At 53.8% G+C, this 18,731-nt stretch carries 16 protein-coding genes and 1 pseudogene; 16 read left to right on the forward strand and 1 reads right to left on the reverse strand.

Annotated features, from left to right (window positions below; all coding sequences use genetic code 11):
* Positions 1–256 precede the first annotated feature (256 nt).
* The 3 genes from udk (at position 257) to asmA (ending at position 3,446) form a co-directional block, all read left to right on the forward strand.
* The gene (gene udk, locus OGV82_RS13040) at positions 257–898 is read left to right on the forward strand and encodes a uridine kinase (RefSeq protein ID WP_024130192.1); all 642 of its coding nucleotides are present in this window, start codon (positions 257–259) and stop codon (positions 896–898) included.
* A 91-nt stretch (positions 899–989) separates the two neighbouring features.
* Entirely contained in the window at positions 990–1,571 is a 582-nt protein-coding gene (gene dcd, locus OGV82_RS13045) for a dCTP deaminase (protein WP_012131692.1), read from the forward strand.
* Between the two features lie 21 nt (positions 1,572–1,592).
* The gene (gene asmA, locus OGV82_RS13050; RefSeq protein ID WP_012131693.1) at positions 1,593–3,446 is read left to right on the forward strand and encodes an outer membrane assembly protein AsmA; all 1,854 of its coding nucleotides are present in this window, start codon (positions 1,593–1,595) and stop codon (positions 3,444–3,446) included.
* A gap of 171 nt (positions 3,447–3,617) precedes the next feature.
* Here asmA and OGV82_RS13055 read toward each other — a convergent pair whose 3' ends face one another.
* A complete protein-coding gene (locus tag OGV82_RS13055; protein WP_101743978.1) occupies positions 3,618–5,201 on the reverse strand; it encodes a TerC family protein in 1,584 nt (527 codons plus the stop codon).
* 691 nt (positions 5,202–5,892) lie between these two features.
* On the opposite strand from OGV82_RS13055, the gene OGV82_RS13060 reads away from it, so the two are divergent.
* From OGV82_RS13060 to wcaI, 13 genes and pseudogenes are all read left to right on the forward strand, one after another.
* Positions 5,893–7,032, forward strand: coding sequence for a polysaccharide export protein (locus OGV82_RS13060; protein ID WP_012131699.1), 1,140 nt, complete (start codon positions 5,893–5,895; stop codon positions 7,030–7,032).
* Between the two features lie 5 nt (positions 7,033–7,037).
* Positions 7,038–7,481, forward strand: coding sequence for a low molecular weight protein-tyrosine-phosphatase Wzb (wzb, locus tag OGV82_RS13065; RefSeq protein ID WP_012131700.1), 444 nt, complete (start codon positions 7,038–7,040; stop codon positions 7,479–7,481).
* 2 nt (positions 7,482–7,483) lie between these two features.
* On the forward strand, positions 7,484–9,646 hold the full coding sequence (gene wzc / locus OGV82_RS13070; protein ID WP_012131701.1) for a tyrosine-protein kinase Wzc: 2,163 nt from the start codon (positions 7,484–7,486) through the stop codon (positions 9,644–9,646).
* Positions 9,647–9,760: 114 nt separating this feature from the next.
* Positions 9,761–10,603 carry a colanic acid biosynthesis glycosyltransferase WcaA gene (wcaA, locus tag OGV82_RS13075; protein ID WP_024130193.1) on the forward strand — a complete coding sequence of 281 codons (843 nt, stop codon included), beginning with the start codon at positions 9,761–9,763 and terminating at the stop codon, positions 10,601–10,603.
* Between the two features lie 2 nt (positions 10,604–10,605).
* Positions 10,606–11,094, forward strand: coding sequence for a colanic acid biosynthesis acetyltransferase WcaB (gene wcaB / locus OGV82_RS13080; RefSeq protein WP_047462592.1), 489 nt, complete (start codon positions 10,606–10,608; stop codon positions 11,092–11,094).
* A complete protein-coding gene (gene wcaC, locus OGV82_RS13085) occupies positions 11,091–12,308 on the forward strand; it encodes a colanic acid biosynthesis glycosyltransferase WcaC (RefSeq protein ID WP_047462595.1) in 1,218 nt (405 codons plus the stop codon). Before wcaB ends, wcaC begins: the two co-directional genes overlap by 4 nt.
* Positions 12,283–13,503: a colanic acid polymerase WcaD gene (gene wcaD / locus OGV82_RS13090; protein ID WP_012131705.1), complete on the forward strand. Its 1,221-nt coding sequence runs from the start codon at positions 12,283–12,285 to the stop codon at positions 13,501–13,503. The genes wcaC and wcaD overlap by 26 nt, the downstream gene beginning before the upstream one ends.
* A gap of 12 nt (positions 13,504–13,515) precedes the next feature.
* A complete protein-coding gene (wcaE, locus tag OGV82_RS13095; protein WP_012131706.1) occupies positions 13,516–14,262 on the forward strand; it encodes a colanic acid biosynthesis glycosyltransferase WcaE in 747 nt (248 codons plus the stop codon).
* A 15-nt stretch (positions 14,263–14,277) separates the two neighbouring features.
* On the forward strand, positions 14,278–14,832 hold the full coding sequence (wcaF, locus tag OGV82_RS13100; RefSeq protein ID WP_047462599.1) for a colanic acid biosynthesis acetyltransferase WcaF: 555 nt from the start codon (positions 14,278–14,280) through the stop codon (positions 14,830–14,832).
* A 23-nt stretch (positions 14,833–14,855) separates the two neighbouring features.
* A complete protein-coding gene (gmd, locus tag OGV82_RS13105) occupies positions 14,856–15,977 on the forward strand; it encodes a GDP-mannose 4,6-dehydratase (protein ID WP_012131708.1) in 1,122 nt (373 codons plus the stop codon).
* A 2-nt stretch (positions 15,978–15,979) separates the two neighbouring features.
* Positions 15,980–16,945: a GDP-L-fucose synthase gene (gene fcl / locus OGV82_RS13110; protein ID WP_047462602.1), complete on the forward strand. Its 966-nt coding sequence runs from the start codon at positions 15,980–15,982 to the stop codon at positions 16,943–16,945.
* Between the two features lie 2 nt (positions 16,946–16,947).
* Positions 16,948–17,421: pseudogene (locus OGV82_RS13115) on the forward strand (GDP-mannose mannosyl hydrolase); the annotation flags it as partial.
* A gap of 86 nt (positions 17,422–17,507) precedes the next feature.
* Positions 17,508–18,731, forward strand: coding sequence for a colanic acid biosynthesis fucosyltransferase WcaI (wcaI, locus tag OGV82_RS13120; RefSeq protein ID WP_047462609.1), 1,224 nt, complete (start codon positions 17,508–17,510; stop codon positions 18,729–18,731).

Consider the following 18,731-nt stretch of genomic DNA (forward strand, 5'->3'; position numbering starts at 1 on the left):
TAGTACAAACAATTTACGATTTATACGTCAGCGGCTCATAATTTGACATCTCCGGGGGATTAATTCCGGCATAAACGAATAAATCCGGCAGCTGCTTTAAAAATAAGCATTTTAATTTGCGACAGGGAGAGATGGACGGCAATTTAGCGTTCTGTTATCTCGACTGGTATCGTGCCGCTGAAATCCCTATAATTGCCGCGTTTGACGCTTCGGCGTCGCCCTCCCTAACATCCAGGTTAATCAGGTCGCTAAATTTATGACTGTTCAGTCTCATCAGTGCGTCATTATCGGTATTGCTGGCGCATCGGCTTCCGGCAAGAGTCTTATTGCCAGTACCCTTTATCGCGAATTGCGTGAACAAGTGGGTGATGAACATATCGGCGTTATTCCCGAAGACAGCTATTACAAAGATCAAAGTCATCTGTCGATGGAAGAGCGTGTAAAAACCAACTACGACCATCCTAATGCGATGGATCACAGTTTGCTGTTCCAGCATCTGCAAGCGCTCAAGCGCGGTTCGGCGATTGAATTGCCCGTATACAGCTATGTTGAACATACCCGCATGCAGGAAACCGTTCGCGTCGAGCCCAAAAAAGTCATTATTCTTGAAGGGATTTTGCTGCTGACGGACGCGCGTTTGCGTGAAGAGATGAACTTCTCCATTTTTGTCGATACCCCGCTGGATATCTGCCTGATGCGCCGTATTAAGCGCGACGTCAACGAGCGTGGGCGTTCAATGGATTCGGTGATGGCGCAGTACCAGAAAACCGTACGCCCGATGTTCCTGCAATTTATTGAACCTTCCAAGCAATACGCCGATATTATCGTACCGCGCGGCGGTAAGAACCGCATCGCGATTGATATTCTGAAAGCGAAAATCAGTCAGTTCTTTGAATAAGCCCAGCGAATTGTGTACCGTTCAGTGATAACCTGGTTCGCCCTTGACGCGTTGAACGTTAAGGGCCTGATGCACGAAAGGAGAAAGTGCCATGCGTTTGTGTGACCGAGATATTGAAGCCTGGCTGGATGAAGGCCGCTTGTCGATCAACCCGCGTCCTCCTGTTGAGCGTATTAATGGCGCGACGGTGGATGTGCGCCTTGGCAATAAATTTCGTACATTTCGTGGCCACACGGCTGCGTTTATTGATTTAAGCGGCCCGAAGGATGAGGTCAGCGCTGCGCTGGATCGCGTGATGAGCGATGAAATCGTGCTGGATGAAGGCGACGCGTTTTATCTTCATCCGGGCGAGCTGGCGCTGGCCGTGACCTTTGAGTCCGTCACGCTGCCGCCGGATCTCGTGGGGTGGCTGGATGGCCGTTCCTCGCTGGCGCGTCTTGGGCTGATGGTGCACGTTACCGCGCACCGTATCGATCCCGGCTGGTCCGGTTGCATCGTTCTGGAGTTCTACAACTCCGGGAAATTACCGCTGGCCCTGCGTCCGGGAATGCTGATTGGCGCCCTGAGCTTTGAGCCGCTCTCCGGCCCTGCCGCACGCCCTTATAACCGTCGCCAGGATGCGAAATACCGCGATCAGCAAGGCGCTGTTGCCAGCCGGATTGACAAAGACTGAGTCTGCTCCACTGAGGATAGCATGAGACGATTTCTGACGACGCTGATGATTCTCCTGGTCGTGCTGGTGGCCGGTTTCTCGGCGTTGGTGATGTTGGTGAATCCGAATGATTTCCGCGCGTATATGGTGCAGCAGGTCGCTGCGCGTAGCGGATATCAACTGCAACTGGATGGCCCTCTGCGCTGGCACGTATGGCCTCAACTCAGCATCCTCTCTGGACGGATGGCGTTGACGGCGGAAGGCGCCAGCGAACCCCTGGTTCGGGCCGACAATATGCGCCTGGACGTTGCGCTGTGGCCGCTTCTTAGTCATCAGTTGAAGGTTGAACAGGTGATGCTCAAAGGCGCGGTCATCCAGTTGACGCCGCAGACGGAAGCGGCGCGCCGGGAAGACGCGCCTGTTGCGCCAAAAGACAATACGCTGCCGGATGTCCCGGAAGACCGTGGCTGGTCTTTTGATATCAGCAGCTTACGCGTTGCTGACAGCGTGCTGGTGTTCCAGCATGAAGACGACGAGCAAATTACGGTTCGCGATATTCGCCTGCAAATGGAGCAGGATGAACAGCATCGCGGGACGTTTGATTTTTCCGGGCGGGTGAACCGCGATCAGCGCGATCTCTCGCTCTCCTTCAACGGAACGGTCGATGCGTCTGACTATCCGCACAACCTAACGGCCGGTATCGAGCAGCTCAACTGGCAGTTGCAGGGAGCCGATTTACCGAAACAGGGTATTCAGGGCCAGGGGCAATTACAGGCGCAGTGGCAGGAAGGGCAAAAAAGGCTCTCTTTCAGTCAGCTCAGTTTAACCGCCAACGACAGCACCCTGACCGGACAGGCTCAGGTGACGCTGAGCGATGAGCCGGAATGGGCGATCGATCTGCAATTTGGCAAGCTGAATCTGGATAACCTTCTTCCGCGAAATGACGTGGCAAGCACATCCAAAAACGTGGCGCAAACGGGGCAGCAGTCGACGCGGCCGCGGCCGGTTATCGCGTCCCGCGTTGATGAACCCGCTTATCAGGGGCTAAAAGGGTTTTCTGCGGCCCTCTCTCTGCGGGCGGATAACGCGCAGTGGCGTGGCATGGCGTTTACCGACGTGTCGGCGAAAATGACGAATCAGGCCGGTTTGCTGAATATCGTCGAGTTGCAGGGGAAACTCGACGGCGGTGAGATTTCTCTGCCCGGTACGCTGGACGCGAGAGCGGCAAATCCGCGCGCCGTGTTCCAGCCGCGCCTTGAAGATGTGGAAATTGGCACGATTCTGAACGCGTTTGACTATCCCATCGCGCTGACCGGCAAAATGTCGCTGGCGGGTGATTTTTCCGGCGCGGATATTGACGCCCAGGCGTTTCGTCACAGCTGGCAAGGGCAGGCGCATGTTGAAATGCGCGACACGCGTATGGAAGGGATGAACTTCCAGCAACTGGTGCAGCAGGCGGTAACGCGTAGCGGTGGCGATGTGCAGCAATCGCAGCAGAATTTTGATAACGCGACCCGCCTGGATCGCTTTGTCACCGACCTGACGCTGGATAACGGTAAGCTCACGCTGGGCAGCATGGAAGGGCAGTCTGCAATACTGGCGGTTTCCGGTAATGGCGCGTTGAATCTTGTTGAGCAGACCTGCGACACGCAGTTTAACGTGCGCGTGCTGGGCGGCTGGACAGGTGAAAGCAAGCTGATTGATTTCCTGAAAGAGACGCCGGTTCCGCTGCGCGTATACGGTAAGTGGCAGGCGCTGAATTACAATCTCCAGGTTGACCAGATTCTGCGTAAGCATTTGCAGGATGAAGCAAAACGTCGTCTGAGCGACTGGGCGGATCGTAATAAAGAGACCCGCAACGGTAAAGACGTGAAGAAGCTGCTGGATAAGCTGTAAGCGAATCTGAATGCCGGCTGTGAAAACAGACAACATTTGTAGGCCGGGTAAGGCGTTTACGCCGCCATCCGGCAACACCCTACGCCTGATGGCGCTGCGCTTATCAGGCCTACAACGACACAACCGTAGGCCGGGTAAGGCGTCATCCGCCACCCGGCATGCCGTTCAGCCTTACACCTCGTAATCTAACTCGTCATTGCTACGTAACGGTATAATCTGTACTTTCTGTACGCGGTGACTCTCAACCTGCAAGGTTTTCAACAGGTAATCTCCCACCTGAACCTCTTCTCCGGTTTTCGGCACGCGTTGCAGGTATTCCATCAACAACCCCGCGATGGTGTGGTACTCGCGTTTCTCATCCAGCGGCAGCGGAACGTACTGCACCAGATCTTCCAGCGGCATATGGCCGTTGGCGGTCCAGGAGCCGTCCGGGTTTTTCTGAATATCGTGACGGGCGTCGATCTCTTCCACTTCGTTCGGCAGATTACCGGCGATGGTTTCCATGACGTCGCTCAGGGTTACGATCCCTTCAACGGAACCAAACTCATCCACGACAAAAGCAAAATGCGTGCGGGCGTTACGGAACTGCTCCAGCGCCGGAAGCAGCGGCAGCGTTTCAGGAAACACCAGCGGTTGACGGATCAACGCCCGCAGATCGAGCGGATCGCCGCGCAGCGATTGCTGTAGCAGGTCGATGACATGCACCACGCCAAGCAACTCTTCCTGTTCGTCCTCTCCGGTCACTACCAGACGCGTATGCTGGTTTTTTTCCAGCAGGGCGCGAATTTCCTCTTCAGGCGCGTCGAGATCGATGTGCTCAATATCATGGCGCGAGGTCATGATACTGCTGACGGTGCGCTGGTTGAGGTTCAGCACCCGCTCAATCATCTGCCGCTCTTGCGGGTTGAAAATCTGGCTGTCGTCATGATCCGCCAGCATAGCGGAGGTGTCAGCATCCAGCTCGGCATCCTCCTTTTTCCCGCTGAGCAAACGCATCACCGCTTCGGTGGTGCGCTGGCGCAACGTATGGTTGGCGGATAAGAAGCGACGACGGTTGAAGATCGCCAGTTGGTTCAGCGCTTCAATCATCACCGAGAAGCCGATCGCGGCGTACAGATAACCTTTCGGAATATGGAAGCCAAACCCTTCCGCCACCAGGCTGAAGCCGATCATCAGCAGGAAGCTGAGGCAGAGGATCACGATGGTTGGGTGGCTGTTCACAAACCGGGTCAGGGATTTACTGGCCAGCAGCATCAGGCTGATGGCGATAATCACCGCCGCCATCATCACCGCAAGGTGTTCGACCATCCCCACGGCGGTAATGACCGAGTCGAGGGAGAAGATGGCGTCCAGCACCACAATTTGCGCCACCACGCCCCAGAATTTCGCCCCTTTGCGTTGGGTGGGGTTATCGCTGTCTTTCCCCTCCAGCCGCTCGTTGAGCTCCATCGTGGCTTTAAAGAGCAGGAAGAAACCGCCAAACAGCATAATCAGATCCCGGGCGCTGAAGCTCAGGTCGCGTATGCTAAAGAGAGGCTTCGTCAGCGTGACCAGCCACGATATAGACGCCAGCAACAGCAGGCGCATGATCATCGCTAACAGCAGCCCGGTAATGCGCGCACGATCGCGCTGCGCAGGCGGCAGTTTTTCAGCGAGGATGGCAATAAAGACCAGGTTATCAATGCCGAGGACTAACTCGATGACGATAAGCGTGACGAGTCCGGCCCAGATTGATGGATCGGCAATCCATTCCATAGTGAGAATAATACCTTTCGTTATATGACAGTTGTCACAATTCGATCATGGATAAAGCTGGCGCAAAATGCAATGACATAACGTCATTTCTCTTTCTTTTATATCAGGCTTTTATGCTGAAAACGTGGCGGAAAAATAACCATAAAGTTTCCATATGGTACGATTTTTTGAATGTGGATATATTTCGGAAATATCGCAGGTTGGGCGTTAAATATAGAATTTGTCAACATCAATAAAATCCTAAAATTATAATTTCGCCACGCTTAATATTAATCTTAAAAAGGGTGAAGTACAGGCTTGTTACCTTGCCTGCTATTACGTTAACTGCAACAATTCTTGCAGCATTAATGGTGGGCAACAAAAATATCCTGTCGCCGTCAAGCAGGCCATTACTGAGTAACTTTCTTATTTCCTGTGATGTTTCTCTGTCGCGAAGAAGAGGAAATAAAGAGGATTATAAAAACCTAAATTAATCAGTGTATTGGTAGCTAAAAAGCCAAGGGCGGTAGCGTGTCTGATAACCTGGTGACAAGTCTGAATTATTCTGTCAATAGCCTACGGATGAATCCAAATTTTTTAGGACTGATGCCAGTTAAATTTCTTTTCAATTAACTGCAATGTAAATGTGTACAGGCGAAGTCGCTATTTAAATTGCACGGGATAATTACTCTGCCAAAGTGATAAATAATCAATGATGAAATCCAAAATGAAATTGATGCCATTATTGGTGTCGGTAACCTTGATAAGTGGTTGCACAGTACTTCCGGGCAGCAATATGTCTACGATGGGTAAAGACGTGATCAAACAGCAAGACGCTGATTTTGATCTCGACCGTATGGTGAATGTCTATCCGTTGACGCCGCGCCTGGTGGAGCAATTACGACCACGTCCAAATGTGGCGCAGCCCAATATGTCACTGGACCAGGAGATCTCAAGCTACCAGTACCGCGTCGGCCCAGGCGATGTTTTGAATGTGACGGTCTGGGATCACCCGGAACTGACCACGCCCGCCGGGCAGTACCGTAGCTCCAGTGATACCGGCAACTGGGTTCAACCTGATGGCACCATGTTTTATCCCTACATCGGCAAAGTGACTGTGGTGGGCAAAACGCTGGGTGAAATTCGCAGTGATATTACCGGGCGCTTAGCGAAGTACATTGCTGACCCGCAGGTGGACGTTAATATCGCCGCTTTCCGCTCGCAGAAGGCGTATGTCTCCGGGCAGGTGAATAAATCCGGCCAGCAGGCGATCACCAACGTGCCGCTCACCGTTCTTGATGCCATCAACGCCGCAGGTGGTCTGACCGAAAACGCCGACTGGCGCAACGTCGTGCTGACGCACAATGGCCAGGAGCAGCGAATTTCTTTGCAGGCGCTGATGCAAAACGGCGATCTCAGCCAGAACCGGTTGCTCTACCCTGGAGACATCCTGTTTGTACCGCGTAATGACGATCTGAAAGTCTTCGTAATGGGTGAAGTGAAGAAACAGAGCACCCTCAAAATGGACTTCAGCGGTATGACGCTCACCGAAGCATTGGGTACGGCGGAAGGTATCGACCTGACCACCTCCAATGCCAGCGGCATCTTCGTGATTCGACCGCTGAAAGGCGAGGGCGGACGCAATGGCAAGATCGCCAATATTTATCAGCTTGATATGTCTGATGCCACCTCTCTGGTGATGGCGACGGAGTTCCGACTGCAACCTTACGATGTGGTGTACGTCACGACCGCACCGGTTGCGCGCTGGAACCGTCTGATCAATCAGTTGCTGCCGACCATCAGCGGTGTCCGTTATATGACGGATACGGCCAGCGACATTCATAACTGGTAAACGTCATGTTTAACAAAATCTTAGTTGTTTGCGTGGGGAACATTTGCCGTTCCCCGACGGCAGAGCGCTTGCTGAAAAGTTATCACCCGTCGTTAACGGTGGAGTCCGCCGGGCTGGGCGCGCTGGTGGGAAGGGGCGCCGACCGGTCGGCGGTCAGCGTGGCGGCGGCGCATAACCTCTCTCTTGAAGGTCATTGCGCCCGCCAGATCTCCGGGCGTATGTGCCGGGATTATGACCTGATTCTGGCGATGGAAAAACGCCATATCGCCAGACTGTGCGAGATGGCGCCAGAGATGCGCGGGAAAGTGATGTTGTTCGGCCACTGGGACAGCGAGCGTGAAATACCCGACCCGTATCGCAAAAGTCGCGAGGCGTTTGAAGCGGTGTACACATTACTTGAAAGGTCTGCTCGCCAATGGGCGCAGGCATTGAACGCAGAGCAGGTATAACAATGACAGAAAAAGTAAAACAGCTTGCCGCTCCGGTAACGGGCAGTGATGAAATCGATATCGGTCGCCTGGTGGGAACCGTCATTGAAGCGCGCTGGTGGGTGCTTGGCATTACGGCGGTATTTGCGCTGTGCGCGGTGATTTACACGCTATTCGCCACGCCGATTTACAGCGCCGACGCGCTGGTGCAAATCGAGCAAAATACCGGTAACTCGCTGGTGCAGGATATTGGCTCTGCGCTGGCCAATAAACCGCCAGCATCAGAAGCAGAAATTCAGCTGATTCAGTCGCGTCTGGTTCTGGGGAAAACCGTTGACGATCTCGACCTGGATATCTCCGTCACCAAAAACACTTTCCCTCTGTTTGGCGCAGGCTGGGAGCGCCTGATGGGGCGGCAGAATGAGACGGTGAAAGTGACAACGTTCACCCGTCCAAAAGAGATGGGCGAGCAGGTTTTCACGCTTAACGTGCTGAGTGACAAAACCTACGAACTGACCAGCGACGGCGGCTTTAGCGCGCGCGGTCAGGCCGGGCAACTGCTGAGTAAAGACGGCGTGACGATGATGGTGAGCGCTATCCATGCCCGCCCGGACAGTGAATTTACCGTCACTAAATTCTCCACGCTTGGGATGATCAACAATCTGCAAAACAACCTGACCGTGACGGAAAACGGCAAAGATACCGGCGTATTGAGCCTGGCCTTCACCGGTGAAGACAAGGATCAGATCCGCGATATTCTCAACAGCATCACCCGCAACTATCTCGAACAGAACGTTGAGCGGAAATCTGCGGAAGCGGCGAAAAGTCTGGCGTTCCTGGCGAAACAGTTGCCGGAAGTGCGCAGTCGCCTGGACGTCGCGGAAAATAAACTCAACGCCTTCCGTCAGGATAAAGACTCCGTGGACTTACCGCTGGAGGCCAAGGCGGTGCTGGATTCGATGGTGAATATCGACGCCCAGCTTAACGAACTGACCTTCAAAGAGGCGGAAATCTCCAAGCTGTTTACTAAAGCGCATCCGGCTTACCGTACGCTGCTGGAAAAACGTAAAGCGCTGGAAGACGAAAAAGCCAAACTGAACGGGCGGGTGACGGCCATGCCGAAAACGCAGCAGGAAATTGTGCGTCTAACGCGCGACGTCGAATCCGGTCAGCAGGTTTATATGCAACTGCTGAACAAGCAGCAGGAGCTGAAGATCACCGAGGCCAGTACCGTCGGGGATGTGCGTATTGTTGACCCGGCGATTGCCCAGCCGGGCGTGCTGAAGCCGAAAAAAGCGCTGATTATTCTTGGCAGCATTATTCTTGGCCTGATGCTCTCTATCGTCGGCGTGTTGCTGCGTTCGCTGTTTAACCGAGGGATTGAAAGTCCGCAGGTGCTCGAAGAACACGGCATCAGCGTCTATGCCAGTATTCCTCTGTCGGAGTGGCAGAAAGCGCGCGATAACGTCAAAACGATTAAGGGCGTTAAGCGCTACAAACAGAGCCAGTTGCTGGCGGTGGGGAATCCAACCGATCTGGCGATTGAAGCGGTGCGTAGCCTGCGTACCAGCCTGCATTTCGCCATGATGCAGGCGCAAAACAATGTGCTGATGTTGACCGGGGTCAGCCCGTCTATCGGCAAAACCTTTGTCTGCGCCAACCTGGCGGCGGTCATCAGCCAGACCAACAAACGCGTGCTGCTGATCGACTGCGATATGCGTAAAGGCTATACCCACGAGCTGCTGGGCACCAACAACGTGAATGGTCTGTCCGACATTCTGGTGGGCAAAGGGGATATCGCCTCCTGCGCTAAACCCACTTCCATCCCGCATTTCGATCTGGTGCCGCGCGGACAGGTGCCGCCTAACCCGTCGGAACTGCTGATGAGCGAGCGCTTTGGCGAGCTGATTGCCTGGGCCAGCGCGCACTATGACCTGGTCTTAATCGATACGCCGCCGATTCTGGCGGTGACCGATGCGGCGATCGTCGGACGGCATGTCGGCACCACGCTGATGGTGGCGCGTTACGCCGTTAACACATTAAAAGAGGTGGAAACCAGCCTGAGCCGCTTTGAGCAGAACGGCATTCCGGTAAAAGGCGTAATCCTCAACTCCATCTTCCGACGGGCGACCGGTTATCAGGATTACGGTTACTACGAGTACGAATACAAGTCGGATTCAAAATAATAAGTCGCCTGATGACGCTGCGCTTATCAGGCCTACAGGGCCGACAAAATTGCTGGTGACTGTAGGCCGGATAAGGTGTTTACACCGCCATCCGACACTATCCGGGGAATGAGAATGACAATAGACAACCCACTGATTTCGATCTACATGCCAACCTGGAATCGGCAGCAACTGGCGATTCGCGCGATTAAATCGGTGCTGCGCCAGGACTATACCCACTGGGAAATGATCATTGTGGATGACTGCTCCTCATCGTATGAGCAGTTGCAGCAGTTTGTTGAAGGGTTAAACGACCCGCGCGTGCGCTACACCCACAATGCGATTAATTCCGGCGCCTGCGCGGTGCGTAATCAGGCCATTATGCAGGCGAAGGGGCAGTACATCACCGGGATCGATGATGATGATGAATGGACGCCGAATCGTCTGAGCGTGTTCCTTGAACATAAGCATCAGCTGGTAACGCACGCGTTTTTATACGCCAATGACTATGTCTGCGAAGGTGAGGTTTACTCGCAGCCGGCCAGTCTGCCGTTGTACCCGAAATCGCCGTACTCACGCCGTCTTTTTTATAAACGCAATATCATTGGCAATCAGGTCTTTACCTGGGCCTGGCGTTTTAAAGAGTGCCTGTTTGATACCGAACTGAAAGCCGCGCAGGACTACGATATTTTCCTGCGCATGGTGGTTGAGTACGGCGAACCGTGGAAAGTGGAAGAGGCGACGCAGATTCTGCACATCAATCACGGTGAAATGCAGATCACCTCCTCGCCGAAAAAGTTCTCCGGCTACTTCCATTTCTACCGCAAGCATAAAGACAAATTCGACCGCGCCAGCAAAAAGTATCAGCTGTTTACGCTGTACCAGATCCGCAATAAGCGAATGACCTGGCGCACGTTGCTGACGCTGTTTTCTGTGCGTAACGGCAAACGCCTGGCTGACGGACTGCGGGGGCGTTAAGGATGCTGGAGGATCTACGCGCAAACAGCTGGAGTCTGCGCCCGTGCTGCATGGTGCTGGCCTACCGTGTCGCCCATTTTTGTTCCGTCTGGCGCAAAAAAAATGTGCTGAATAACCTGTGGGCCGCGCCGGTGCTGGTGCTGTACCGCCTGATAACCGAATGCCTGTTTGGTTACGAAATTCAGGCTGCCGCAACCATCGGCCGACGCTTCACCATCCATCACGGTTATGCCGTCGTGATCAATAAGCATGTTGTCGCGGGCGACGACTTCACCGTGCGTCATGGCGTCACCATCGGCAACCGGGGCGGCGACAGCCTGGCGTGCCCGGTCATTGGTAACGGCGTTGAGCTGGGCGCTAACGTCATTTTGCTGGGGGATATCACCATCGGCAATAACGTGACTATCGGGGCGGGCAGCGTGGTGCTCGACACGGTTCCCGATAACGCGCTGGTAGTGGGAGAGAAGGCGCGAGTGAAGGTAATTAAATGAATATTCTGCAATTTAATGTTCGACTGGCGGAAGGCGGCGCGGCGGGCGTGGCATTAGACCTGCACCTGCGCGCGCTACAAAAAGGCCTGACCTCGCACTTTGTCTATGGCTATGGCAAAGGCGGGAAGAAAAGCGTCAGCCACAGCAACTACCCGCATGTGATTAAACAGACGCCGCGTCTGACATCGGTCGCCAATATCGCGCTGTTTCGTCTGTTTAACCGCGACCTCTTTGGCAATCTCGATAACCTGTACCGCAAAGTGACCCGGACACCCGGCCCGCTGGTGCTGCATTTTCATGTGCTGCACAGCTACTGGCTGAATCTGGCAGAGGTTGTCGCTTTCTGCGAGAAGGTGAAAAACCACAAGCCGGACGTGAGGCTGGTCTGGACGCTGCACGATCACTGGAGCGTGACCGGACGCTGTGCCTTTACCGACGGCTGTGAAGGCTGGAAAAGCGGCTGCCAGAAATGCCCGACGCTGACCAATTATCCGCCGGTAAAAGTGGACAGAGCGCACCAGCTGGTGGTGGGCAAGCGGCAGCTGTTTCAGCAGATGCTCTCGCTGGGCTGTCAGTTTATCTCGCCCAGCCAGCATGTGGCGGAGGCGTTTAACAGCCTGTACGGGGCAGGGCGTTGTCGCATTATCAACAATGGCATTGATGTGGCGACCGAAGCGATTCTGTCCGAACTGTCGCCGGTGAGCGAGCGCCAGGGCAAACCGAAAATTGCCGTGGTGGCGCACGATCTGCGCTATGACGGCAAAACAAACCAACAACTGGTGCGCGACATGATGGCGGCAGGCAACAACATTGAGCTGCACACCTTCGGTAAGTTTTCCCCCTTCGATGGTGAGAACGTGGTGAATCACGGCTTTGAAACCGATAAACGCAAGCTGATGAGCGCCCTTAACCAGATGGATGCGCTGGTGTTCAGCTCCCGGGTCGATAATTACCCGCTGATTTTGTGTGAAGCGTTATCTATCGGCGTGCCGGTGATCGCCACGCACAGCGACGCGGCGCAGGAGGTGTTGGCAAAATCGGGCGGGCGAACGTTCAGTGAAGACGAGGTGCTTAACCTGGTGCAGATGAGCAAATCCGACATTGCCCAGGCCGTATTTGGCGCCTCGCTGGAGGCCTTTTGCGAGCGTAGCCGCACCGCATACAGCGGACAACAGATGCTGGAGGAGTATGTCTCGTTCTATCAGAATCTGTAGTTACCTGCTGCTGCCGCTGATCTACCTGCTGGTCAACGTCAAAATTGCCCAACTGGGCGAAAGCTTCCCCATCACCATCGTCACCTTTTTACCCGTTTTGCTGTTGTTGTTCATTGAGCGCATCAGCATTAAAAAATTGATGATTGCGCTGGGCGTGGGGGCAGGGCTGACGGCGTTTAACTACCTGTTCGGTCAGTCGCTGGATGCCAGCAAATATGTCACCTCGACGATGCTGTTTGTTTACATCGTCATCATTATCGGCATGGTGTGGAGTATTCGCTTTAAAACCGTTTCCCCGCATAACTACCGCAAGATATTACGTTTTTTCTATATGGTGGTGGCGTTTGTGGTGGCGCTGGCGGCAGTTGAGATGGCGCAGATCATTCTTACCGGCGGCAGCAGCTTAATGGAAGGAATTTCGAAATATCTTATTTACAGTAATAGCTATGTGCTGAATTTTATTAAATTTGGCGGTAAGCGAACCACTGCGCTCTATTTTGAACCGGCGTTTTTTGCTCTGGCGTTAATCTCAATTTGGCTCAGCATCAAACAGTTTGGTATCAAAACCCCTAAGACCGATGCTATGATTCTGGCAGGGATAATATTATCAGGATCATTTTCAGGGGTAATGACCTTTATCCTGTTTTACTTACTGGAGTGGGCATTTCAGTATCTGAATAAGGATGCGATAAGGAAAAAATTGCCACTGGCGATTATTTCGTTGGGCGTATTTTTAGTCGGTGTGGTTTTTGCGTTTCCTTATATCGCTGAACGTCTTGGAGATTTAGGAACGGAAGGTTCGTCATCGTATTATCGTATCGTTGGGCCATTAGTGATGGTCGGTTATTCGTTGACCCATATTGATGGCGTAGTCAGATTTGGCTCACTTTATGAATATGTCGCATCATTCGGAATTTTTAACGGTGCGGATGTCGGGAAAACAATAGACAATGGCCTGTATCTGCTGATTATTTATTTCTCATGGTTCGCGGTGTTATTGACCGCATGGTACATGTGGAAAATCTTAAAAATGACGCTGAATGCGTTTGGCGATAATCAGAATTTTCGGGTGCAGCTTTATCTCTTTACGCCGGTATCGTTGTTTTTTACCGGTTCGATATTTAGCCCGGAATATGCATTTTTAATCGTTTGTCCTTTTATTTTGCGCAAAGCGCTAAATATTACGAATTCATGACGAGGTGGTTTTATGTTACTTAGCGTCGTTACTGTCGCCTTTCGTAATTACGACGGCGTGGTAAACACCTGGCGCTCGCTGCGCAACCTGGCGCGCGATCCCAGCCTGACCTTTGAATGGATTGTCGTGGACGGCGGTTCGGATGACGGCACCGCCCAGTTTCTGGAAAAACTCAACGGTGAGTTTAACTTACGCTTCGTGAGTGAAAAAGATCGCGGCATTTACGACGCGATGAACAAAGGCATTGCGATGGCGCAAGGGCGCTATACTCTTTTCCTCAATTCCGGCGATGTGTTTCATGAAGATGTCACCGATTTTGTCCGTCAACTGGGGCGAAAAAATGATGACGCGATGTACATTGGCGACGCGTTGCTGGATTTTGGTGAAGGAAATAAAACCCGACGAAGCGCCAAACATGGCTGGTATATCTACCACAGCTTACCCGCCAGCCATCAGGCTATTTTCTTCCCGACCGCAGGGCTGAAAAAACATCCATACGATCTGCAATATAAGGTGTCATCTGATTACGCGCTGGCGGCCAGTCTTTATAAATCAGGCTATCCTTTCCGTCGAATCAAAGGGTTGGTGTCTGAATTTTCTATGGGCGGCGTGTCAACCTCAAACAATCTGGAATTATGCCGGGATGCAAAAAACGTGCAGCGTAAAATATTACGCGTCCCCGGATTCTGGGCGGAATTATCTTATTTATTACGTCTGAAAACGACTGGCAAAGCAAAAGCCTTATATAACAAAGCCTGAATATAAGGAAAAATGATGCAGGATTTAAGCGGCTTCTCGGTGCCGAAAGGGTTCCGGGGCGGCAATGCAATAAAAGTGCAATTATGGTGGGCGGTGCAGGCGACGTTATTTAGCTGGTCGCCGCAGGTGATGTATCGCTGGCGCGCATTTTTATTACGGATGTTTGGCGCAAAAATAGGAAAAAACGCAGTCATCCGACCTTCTGTAAAAATTACGTATCCGTGGAAATTGACGTTAGGTGATTACGCCTGGGTCGGCGATGACGCCGTTTTATATACGCTGGGTGACATTACGATTGGCGCACACTCTGTTATTTCGCAGAAAAGCTATTTATGTACCGGCAGTCATGATTATGCCAGCGCCCATTTTGATATTAACGCCACGCCAATTGTGATTGGCGAGAAATGCTGGCTGGCGACGGATGTCTTTGTCGCTCCCGGCGTAACGATAGGCGACGGCACCGTCGTTGGTGCGCGAAGCAGTGTTTTTAAATCGCTACCGGCAAACACAATCTGCCGTGGCAATCCCGCAGTGGTAACGCGCGAGCGCGTTGAGAAAGTTACTCCCTAACGGGACTATTTGAGGAAAATAAAATGTCAAAAGTCGCTCTCATTACTGGCGTAACCGGGCAGGATGGTTCTTACCTGGCGGAACTTCTGCTGGAGAAAGGTTACGAGGTTCATGGTATCAAGCGTCGCGCGTCTTCGTTCAATACCGAACGCGTGGATCATATCTATCAGGACCCGCATGCCAGCAACCCGAAATTCCATCTGCACTACGGTGATCTGACCGACTCATCCAACCTGACCCGCATTTTGCAGGAAGTGCAGCCGGATGAAGTCTACAACCTGGGGGCAATGAGCCACGTTGCGGTTTCGTTTGAGTCCCCGGAATACACCGCCGACGTAGATGCGCTGGGAACGCTGCGTCTGCTGGAGGCGATTCGCTTCCTGGGCCTGGAAAAGAAAACCCGTTTCTATCAGGCTTCCACCTCTGAGCTGTACGGTCTGGTGCAGGAAATTCCACAAAAAGAGACCACGCCGTTCTATCCGCGCTCTCCGTATGCCGTCGCCAAACTGTACGCCTACTGGATCACCGTTAACTACCGCGAATCCTACGGCATCTACGCCTGTAACGGCATTCTGTTCAACCATGAATCTCCGCGTCGCGGCGAAACCTTCGTGACCCGCAAAATCACCCGCGCGATTGCCAATATCGCTCAGGGGCTGGAGTCCTGCCTGTTCCTCGGCAACATGGATTCCCTGCGTGACTGGGGCCATGCCAAAGACTACGTCAAGATGCAGTGGATGATGCTGCAACAAGAGACGCCGGAAGATTTCGTGATCGCGACCGGCGTGCAGTACTCCGTGCGTCAGTTCGTCGAAATGGCGGCGGCACAGCTGGGAATCAAACTGCGCTTTGAAGGGGAAGGCGTGGAAGAGAAAGGGATTGTCGTTTCTGTCACCGGTCATGACGCGCCGGGCGTGAAGCCGGGTGATGTGATTATCGCCGTTGACCCGCGCTACTTCCGTCCTGCGGAAGTGGAAACCCTGCTGGGCGACCCGTCAAAAGCGCACGAGAAGCTGGGCTGGAAACCGGAGATCACACTCCAGGAGATGGTGTCTGAAATGGTTGCGAAAGACCTGGAAGCGGCGAAGAAACATTCCTTGCTGAAATCTCATGGCTACGAGGTTGCCATCGCGCTGGAGTCCTGAGGATGATGAAACAACGTATTTTTGTGGCGGGCCATCGCGGGATGGTGGGTTCCGCCATCGTAAGACAGCTGGCGCAGCGCGAGGATGTGGAGCTGGTGCTTCGCACCCGCGACGAGCTGAATTTGCTGGACAGCCGGGCGGTACAGGCATTCTTCGCTGAAGAACGCATTGACCAGGTTTATCTGGCGGCGGCGAAGGTGGGCGGTATTGTCGCCAACAATACGTACCCGGCCGATTTCATCTACGAGAACATGATGATTGAGAGCAACATCATTCACGCCGCGCATCTGCACAACGTGAACAAGCTGTTGTTCCTCGGTTCCTCCTGTATCTACCCCAAACTGGCAAAACAGCCGATGGCGGAAAGCGAACTGCTGCAAGGGTCGCTTGAACCAACCAACGAGCCGTATGCCATCGCCAAAATTGCCGGGATCAAACTGTGTGAGTCCTGGAATCGCCAGTTTGACCGCGATTACCGCTCGGTTATGCCGACCAACCTGTACGGGCCGCATGACAACTTCCACCCGAGTAATTCGCACGTCATTCCCGCGCTGCTGCGTCGCTTCCATGAAGCGACCGAGCAGAACGCGCCGGATGTAGTGGTATGGGGCAGCGGGACACCGATGCGCGAGTTCCTGCATGTGGATGATATGGCCGCTGCCAGCATCCATGTGATGGAGCTGGATCGCGAAGTGTGGCAGGAGAACACGCAGCCGATGCTCTCGCACATCAACGTCGGTACTGGTGTGGATTGCACCATTCGGGAGCTGGCGCAAACGATCGCTCAGGTCGTGGGCTACAAAGGGCGGGTGGTGTTTGACGCCACGAAACCGGACGGTGCGCCGCGCAAACTGCTCGACGTAACGCGCCTGCATCAGCTTGGCTGGTATCACGAGGTGTCGCTGGAGGCCGGGCTTGCCAGCACTTACCAGTGGTTCCTTGAGAACCAGCACCGGTTCCGGGGGTAAACATGTTTTTACGTCAGGAAGATTTCGCTACCGTCGTGCGCTCTACGCCGCTGATCTCCATTGATTTGATCGTGGAGAATGAGCGAGGCGAGTTCCTGCTGGGCAAGCGCACCAATCGCCCTGCGCAGGGTTACTGGTTCGTACCGGGCGGGCGCGTGCAGAAGGATGAGACGCTGGAAAAAGCGTTTGAGCGTCTCACTCAGGCGGAACTGGGGCTGCGTTTACCGCTGTCCGCAGGCGCGTTTTATGGCGTCTGGCAGCACTTCTATGACGATAACTTCTCCGGCGAAGACTTTACCACTCATTACGTTGTGCTTGGTTTTCGCCTGAAGGTGAATCAGGCGGATCTGCATCTGCCTGATGAACAACATGAAGATTATCGCTGGCAGACGCCTGAGCGGCTTCTGGCAAGCGCCAGCGTTCACGACAACAGTCGGGCGTACTTCCTCGCGGATCGTCAGTCCGGGGTGCCTGGATGTTACACGAAATCATTCAGCCTGAATCAAGGCGGCAGGGGTGAGCAGATGCAGCCAACGCAGAGTCAGGTTGAAGGATGAAGCGTATGAGAATCCTTGTGTACGGCATCAACTACTCGCCGGAGCTAACCGGCATCGGTAAATACACCGGCGAGATGGTGGAGTGGATGGCGCGTGAAGGGCATGAAGTTCGGGTGATCACCGCGCCGCCTTATTACCCGCAGTGGAAAGTGGGCGAGCAGTATTCCTCCTGGCGTTATCGCCGGGAAGAGGGGGCGGCCACCGTCTGGCGCTGCCCGTTATATGTTCCGACGCAGCCATCGACGCTGAAACGCTTGCTGCACCTGGGCAGTTTCGCCCTGAGCAGTTTCTTCCCGCTGATGGCGCAGCGACGCTGGAAGCCGGATCGGATTATCGGCGTGGTGCCGACGCTGTTTTGCACGCCGGGTATGCGTTTGCTGGCGAAACTCTCCGGCGCGCGCACGCTGCTGCATATTCAGGACTACGAGGTGGATGCGATGCTCGGTCTGGGGCTGGCCGGGCAAGGCAAGAGCGGTAAGGTTGCCCGACTGGCCGCCGCGTTCGAGCGCAGCGGTCTGCACAACGTCGATAACGTCTCCACCATCTCCCGCTCAATGATGAATAAAGCGCAGGAGAAAGGGGTCGCGGCAGACAAGGTGATTTTCTTCCCTAACTGGTCGGAAGTGGCGCGTTTTCGCGACGTGACCGCTAGCGATGCGGCCCGCTTACGCCAGACGTTGGGGTTGCCGGATGATAAAAAAATCATTCTGTACTCTGGCAATATTGGTGAAAAACAAGGGCTTGAGAACGTGATTGACGCTGCTGAGCGTCTTACCGATCGCCCCTGGTTGTTTGTCATTGTCGGGCAGGGCGGCGGCAAAGCGCGGCTGGAAAAAATGGCCCGTGAGCGCGGCCTGGATAACGTCAAATTTTATCCGCTTCAGCCTTATGAAGCCTTACCTGCGCTGCTGAAGATGGGCGATTGCCATCTGGTGGTGCAAAAGCGCGGCGCGGCGGATGCCGTTTTGCCGTCGAAACTGACCAATATTCTGGCGGTGGGCGGCAACGCGGTGATTACCGCTGAACCGGAAACTGAACTCGGCCAGCTTTGTCGCGACTATCCCGGCATTGCCGTTTGCGTGGAACCGGAATCGGTCGACGCGCTGGTGACGGGGATTACCCAGGCGCTTGCCATGCCTGAGAACAACACGGTGGCATGCGAATATGCCGAACGCACGCTCGATAAAGAGAACGTGTTACGTCAATTTATTACAGATATTCGGGGATAA

This window comes from Citrobacter sp. CK191 (genome assembly GCF_030333435.1).
Classification (GTDB): Bacteria; Pseudomonadota; Gammaproteobacteria; order Enterobacterales; family Enterobacteriaceae; genus Citrobacter_B; species Citrobacter_B koseri.

Coding starts and splice junctions, on each gene's coding strand:
- wcaB (WP_047462592.1), top strand. CDS start 10,606: ATGCTGGAGGATCTACGCGCAAACAGCTGGAGTCTGCGCCCGTGCTGC.
- OGV82_RS13060 (WP_012131699.1), top strand. CDS start 5,893: ATGATGAAATCCAAAATGAAATTGATGCCATTATTGGTGTCGGTAACC.
- wzb (WP_012131700.1), top strand. CDS start 7,038: ATGTTTAACAAAATCTTAGTTGTTTGCGTGGGGAACATTTGCCGTTCC.
- gmd (WP_012131708.1), top strand. CDS start 14,856: ATGTCAAAAGTCGCTCTCATTACTGGCGTAACCGGGCAGGATGGTTCT.
- wcaD (WP_012131705.1), top strand. CDS start 12,283: ATGTCTCGTTCTATCAGAATCTGTAGTTACCTGCTGCTGCCGCTGATC.
- OGV82_RS13055 (WP_101743978.1), bottom strand. CDS start 5,201: ATGGAATGGATTGCCGATCCATCAATCTGGGCCGGACTCGTCACGCTT.
- wcaF (WP_047462599.1), top strand. CDS start 14,278: ATGCAGGATTTAAGCGGCTTCTCGGTGCCGAAAGGGTTCCGGGGCGGC.
- wcaA (WP_024130193.1), top strand. CDS start 9,761: ATGACAATAGACAACCCACTGATTTCGATCTACATGCCAACCTGGAAT.
- wzc (WP_012131701.1), top strand. CDS start 7,484: ATGACAGAAAAAGTAAAACAGCTTGCCGCTCCGGTAACGGGCAGTGAT.
- dcd (WP_012131692.1), top strand. CDS start 990: ATGCGTTTGTGTGACCGAGATATTGAAGCCTGGCTGGATGAAGGCCGC.
- fcl (WP_047462602.1), top strand. CDS start 15,980: ATGATGAAACAACGTATTTTTGTGGCGGGCCATCGCGGGATGGTGGGT.
- wcaI (WP_047462609.1), top strand. CDS start 17,508: ATGAGAATCCTTGTGTACGGCATCAACTACTCGCCGGAGCTAACCGGC.
- wcaC (WP_047462595.1), top strand. CDS start 11,091: ATGAATATTCTGCAATTTAATGTTCGACTGGCGGAAGGCGGCGCGGCG.
- asmA (WP_012131693.1), top strand. CDS start 1,593: ATGAGACGATTTCTGACGACGCTGATGATTCTCCTGGTCGTGCTGGTG.
- wcaE (WP_012131706.1), top strand. CDS start 13,516: ATGTTACTTAGCGTCGTTACTGTCGCCTTTCGTAATTACGACGGCGTG.
- udk (WP_024130192.1), top strand. CDS start 257: ATGACTGTTCAGTCTCATCAGTGCGTCATTATCGGTATTGCTGGCGCA.